General features: G+C 37.3%; 8 protein-coding genes and 2 pseudogenes. 3 read left to right on the plus strand and 7 right to left on the minus strand.

Annotated elements, in window-relative coordinates; translation table 11 throughout:
• Together ACFIKU_RS09270 and ACFIKU_RS09275 are read right to left on the minus strand one after the other, a co-directional pair.
• A pseudogene (locus ACFIKU_RS09270) lies at positions 1-173 on the minus strand (PBSX family phage terminase large subunit); the annotation flags it as partial.
• Positions 154-468 (minus strand): hypothetical protein, encoded by a 315-nt coding sequence (locus ACFIKU_RS09275; RefSeq protein WP_273724397.1) that lies wholly within the window; start codon positions 466-468, stop codon positions 154-156. The gene ACFIKU_RS09275 and the pseudogene ACFIKU_RS09270, both read right to left, overlap by 20 nt.
• Before the next feature lie 298 nt (positions 469-766).
• Between ACFIKU_RS09275 and ACFIKU_RS09280 the strand changes: the two genes are divergently transcribed.
• Entirely contained in the window at positions 767-1,375 is a 609-nt protein-coding gene (locus ACFIKU_RS09280) for a hypothetical protein (RefSeq protein ID WP_375657337.1), read from the plus strand.
• Positions 1,376-1,438: 63 nt separating this feature from the next.
• On the opposite strand, the pseudogene ACFIKU_RS09285 reads toward ACFIKU_RS09280, so the two are convergent.
• From ACFIKU_RS09285 to ssb, 5 genes and pseudogenes are all read right to left on the minus strand, one after another.
• Positions 1,439-1,665: pseudogene (locus ACFIKU_RS09285) on the minus strand (DUF6290 family protein).
• Positions 1,666-1,704: 39 nt separating this feature from the next.
• A complete protein-coding gene (locus ACFIKU_RS09290; protein WP_375657338.1) occupies positions 1,705-2,037 on the minus strand; it encodes a type II toxin-antitoxin system PemK/MazF family toxin in 333 nt (110 codons plus the stop codon).
• A complete protein-coding gene (locus tag ACFIKU_RS09295; protein WP_375624257.1) occupies positions 2,037-2,294 on the minus strand; it encodes an AbrB/MazE/SpoVT family DNA-binding domain-containing protein in 258 nt (85 codons plus the stop codon). Before ACFIKU_RS09295 ends, ACFIKU_RS09290 begins: the two co-directional genes overlap by 1 nt.
• 96 nt (positions 2,295-2,390) lie before the next feature.
• Positions 2,391-2,885 (minus strand): hypothetical protein, encoded by a 495-nt coding sequence (locus ACFIKU_RS09300; RefSeq protein WP_375657339.1) that lies wholly within the window; start codon positions 2,883-2,885, stop codon positions 2,391-2,393.
• A 54-nt stretch (positions 2,886-2,939) separates the two neighbouring features.
• Complete coding sequence (ssb, locus tag ACFIKU_RS09305; protein WP_375657340.1) at positions 2,940-3,383, minus strand: single-stranded DNA-binding protein; 444 nt, start codon at positions 3,381-3,383, stop codon at positions 2,940-2,942.
• A gap of 188 nt (positions 3,384-3,571) precedes the next feature.
• On the opposite strand from ssb, the gene ACFIKU_RS09310 reads away from it, so the two are divergent.
• Complete coding sequence (locus ACFIKU_RS09310) at positions 3,572-3,853, plus strand: type II toxin-antitoxin system RelE/ParE family toxin (RefSeq protein WP_375657341.1); 282 nt, start codon at positions 3,572-3,574, stop codon at positions 3,851-3,853.
• A 16-nt stretch (positions 3,854-3,869) separates the two neighbouring features.
• Positions 3,870-4,163: a HigA family addiction module antitoxin gene (locus ACFIKU_RS09315; protein ID WP_004856691.1), complete on the plus strand. Its 294-nt coding sequence runs from the start codon at positions 3,870-3,872 to the stop codon at positions 4,161-4,163.
• The last annotated feature ends 252 nt before the right edge of the window (positions 4,164-4,415 follow it).

A 4,415-nucleotide genomic window follows, 5' to 3' on the forward strand; every position in this document is an offset into this window, starting at 1 on the left:
AGGATAGTGCCCGATATCCCTTGCATACCAAATTGATAGCCTTTTAAAGCCGCCATCAAGGCAAATGATCTTGTCTTCCCAGATCCTCTCCCTCCCCAAGCAGCACGCACCAAAGCCTTCCCTGTAAAAATCGGTATAAGCTTTGGAACAATATTAATCTGTCGTGTTGTCATGAACTAAAGGCGCGATTTCCACACGCGTTATCATCTTAATCGCCCCGCCATCTTCCCCTGTCACTTGAAGAGGCAAAATCTTCCCCAACAATGCCAAATAAGCAGCGGGGCATTTGATTGCCTGTTTTTCGAGATAAGAGACCAAACCATCATCACCATATTTCTTACCAGCGCGCTCTGCTGCCTTAAGCACTGCTTCTTTCAAAATACGTGTCGTTTTATTTGGCACGCCTTTTACCCGCCCTTGACCTGCCTTTGGGGGCGTTCTTTTTGCAAGTTTTTCAGTGGTTTTCATGTGTGTTTCTTTTTGTAAACAAGACAATAAAAAAACCCCGCAAAAGCAGGGCTCTGAACAATCAGATAAACTTATAAGAAAGGTTATACCTTTACCGTAATTCTAGACGCAATTCGACTAGTACAGCAACGCCATAAAACACTATTTTTCATATCCTGTCAACAAAAAAATCACAATATTGTGTATTTTTTATTTTTTCACCTAAATCTAGTGTCTTTAACAACCAACCACTCACAATTGTATCTTCTCAACGAATCAATTATATGACTAGAAACTAATAAAAAGCGGGGGAGAAACTATGGAACCAATATCAATATATTTGGGTGCAATAGTAGAAATAATTGATATACTATTTATATCAGGTTCTCTATCTCTTCGAGTTTTGACAGCAATATCGATTATTTCTATTTTCTGGTCAATCTTTAGATATAGATTTTCGACGCCCTACTGGGAAATAGGTGATAATTATTGTTATGATAGTAGTGATTTCACGCACGTACTGATATCTATAGCTATAATATCTACAGGAATCCTTCTCTACGAGTCCTTAGATGTGGGAATAATAGTACTTGTAATTACAGTACCAATCATGCTGTTTTTGTTTCTTTTGCGTGTAGATATCAAAAACACAATTTGCCTAGTAATAGGAATCGCTATACTTCGTTTTTTCGGAGTACCAACAATAATTTTGTTAGTAATAACAATCTTCTCTGTTGGTCTGTATGAGTTTTTAGCGTCAATAGGATTTAAAAGTTTTTGCGATACTCATAATGATCTAGTTAATTCTTATAATTTAGTGATAAAAGACCGTGACAACGCTGTTAGAGAACGAGATGAGGCGATTGAAGAACGGGACAAATTAAAAAAGAAACTCAAACATTTTAATTACTCAGATGATTACTTTTAAATCAACATAGTGATAAGCTTTTGTGAAAATATCTGTCCAGCCTTTGCGTCAGTTTTCTAACACCTAATCGTCCAAGCCAAGCTCTTTCCTCACCTCTTCAGAGCTATAAAAGTACCCTCTCCCCTTCGAACGCGCTCTCTTACTTGTGAAGCTAAATAACAATCCTCTGCTTCCTCTATTCCACGTTCAATAATCTCACGCAAATAAAAAGACTTTGTACGTCCTGTCTTAGCAGCTAAATTATTCAAACGTGTTTCGAGATCACTTGGCAATCGAATAGATATCGTCATAACACAATCCTCATATTTGTATTCACTGTAATACAAATACTAAGTTAGAAATGTTGATAGCTTGGCAAGGACTTCGTTCATAATCATGGGGGGAACTGTTTCCATTTTCTTACCCTGACGCGCTCCAATATCAAGAGCACGTGGCTGATCACAACGTATCACACCTGTGGTATGTAATCCTGTTCCTGCTAATGAAACAGCAAACCCTGCGGTTCTCGCAAAATTTCCTCCACTTGTAATAGGTAAGACAATTGGTGTTTTTGTGACACGATTAAACGCCTCCGGTGACACAACCAGTACAGGACGCGTTCCTTTTTGCTCATAACCAGAAGTTGGGTCAAGCGATACAAACCAAATTTCGCCCCGCTTCATTACAAGAGCTCTCTGCCAACAGGCTTGGCATCAAACCACTCCATATCACCATCCGCAAAATCATCTGAAGGATTACATTGCGCTAACAATTCTTCAAGAGTATAGCTAGGGAATGCCTGTGGTTTTACAACCAATTGTCCATTGTCAATAGCCAAACCCACTTGCGTGTTTTCAGAAAGATGAAGAACATCAAGCAACGCGGGCGGTATAGAGAGCATAACAGACCCTCCAACCTTACGTAATTTTGTTGTGTGCATAAAACACTCCCTTTAATATTATATAAAAATATAACATTCTAATGCATATTCTTCAAGAGCTTTTCATGCTTTTATGGGAAAAGAACAATACAACATTTACCATTTAGTTTTTCTGTCAAAATATTTATGAAGCGCATTAAGAGCGACCCGCAATGAATTCACAAGATGTGGTAATGTTTGGTCTTCTACAACAAGATATTGCATTGCTGCATAAAGATTATACTGTCTATAGAGATGTTGTGTTTCTTTTATCGCCTCTTGCATATTAGAAAACTGTTCTGTTGCAAATTCAACCCATTTTTCTCTTGCTTTGTCATCAGAAGATGATGGTATTTCATCATAAACAGCGCTTGGTAAACCTTTTGCACACAAATAGTCATTTTTTACTTCAAGATATTTTTGCGCTGCATCATACTGGTCTTGAGTAAGCACGCCTTGCAAACACAGCCGCCCCACATAAGTACCAGCAAGCGGATTTTTAGCCTCTTCAATAGTCAAACCAAAGCGTTTAGCACGCATTTCAATTGCCAATTGATTAACAGGATCTTGACGTACTTTCACTTCTGAAATGTAAGCATCTTTCTTTTTCATACATCCCCTAATCTGTGAACATTCACGTTTTTTGTTTTTGTCGTATTTTTTCAATCAAAATGGCATGCTGTCATTAAGAGATGCACTATGATCAGCAGCCCCTGAAGCGATAGCATAACTTTGAGAAGTAATGGGTGAAGGGGCGGATTGCTCTTTTTTTGCATCAAGCAAATACAACTCGCCTTTGAATTGCGGTAAAACAATCTCTGTTGTGTAACGGTCATGCCCATTTTTATCTTGCCATTTGCGTGTTTGTAATTTGCCTTCTATGTAAACCTTTGAACCTTTGTTGAGATACTGAAGAGCAATTTTTGCCAAATGTGGATTAAAAATCACCACGGAATGCCATTCTGTTTTCTCTACTTTTTGATGGGTATTTTTATCTGTGTAGCTCTCAGAAGTTGCCATACGAAAATTGACCACCTCAGCTCCAGAAGTCATTGTTTTGCTTTCGGGATCAGCACCTAAACGCCCTATTAACATCACTTTATTTAGCATGTTTTTTCTTACCTTAAATTTATATTTTAATACATAGAAAATCTTAGCATGATTTGCTTATTTTTTCAATTATTTCAAAATGATATTATTGTTTTTTAACATATAAAATTATGTTTTAAGGTGCTCTTTGATAAATAATCATTGACATAAATGCATGGTGTATAGTACCAAGTATCAAGAGGGTATATATGGCAATCGTTAGTTTTAAGCATAAAGGGTTGAAATTATTCTTTGAAAGAGGAGTCTGCAAAGGCATACAATCCGCGCATGCTAAAAAATTAGCAAACATTTTAGTAATTTTAGATACAATATCCGCGCCTGAACAAGTTACTCTTAAATCGTATCGTCTACATGCGCTTACGGGCGATTTAAAAGGTTACTGGTCAATGCGTGTCAATGGAAATTGGCGTGTTACCTTTCGTTTCATTGGGACAGACGTTGAACTGATTGATTATCAAGATTACCATTGAGTTTTGAGGTGTTATTATGATGTACAATCCTCCACACCCTGGCGGCATTTTGAAAGAAGAATTGCTTGATGAATTAGGGTTAACAGTAACAGAAGCTGCAAATCGTCTTGGTGTTGCACGTTTAACTTTATCCCGCGTCTTAAACTGCCATGCGGCGATTAGTATTAACTTAGCTTTACGGTTAGAAAAAGCGGGTTTAAATGATGCGGAATTCTGGCTTAAATTGCAACAAAAGCATGATTTGTGGCAAGCTCGGCATAACAGCCCAATCCCACATATTTCACCTTTAGAGCAAGTAGGGCATCTTTAGAAATACTTAGCCCATCTTTCTTCACACCTAGAGGTCATGTTCTATAAAATCAAGCAGCCCACGATAGTTTTTTATCTCTTTGTTGATTTCATCTATGAACGTTGAGAAGAGACAACGCCATTTAATCTGAACAGTTTTATAAAATCGGAAATTTTACTTTTGGTTTTTAACTGAACACTGTAGTGTGTAAATAGATATATTTATTAAACTGCGTGTACGTAACATAAGGAACAATACACAGACTAAAAAAGA

It is taken from the genome of Bartonella sp. CM120XJJH, assembly GCF_042194715.1.
Classification (GTDB): Bacteria; Pseudomonadota; Alphaproteobacteria; order Rhizobiales; family Rhizobiaceae; genus Bartonella.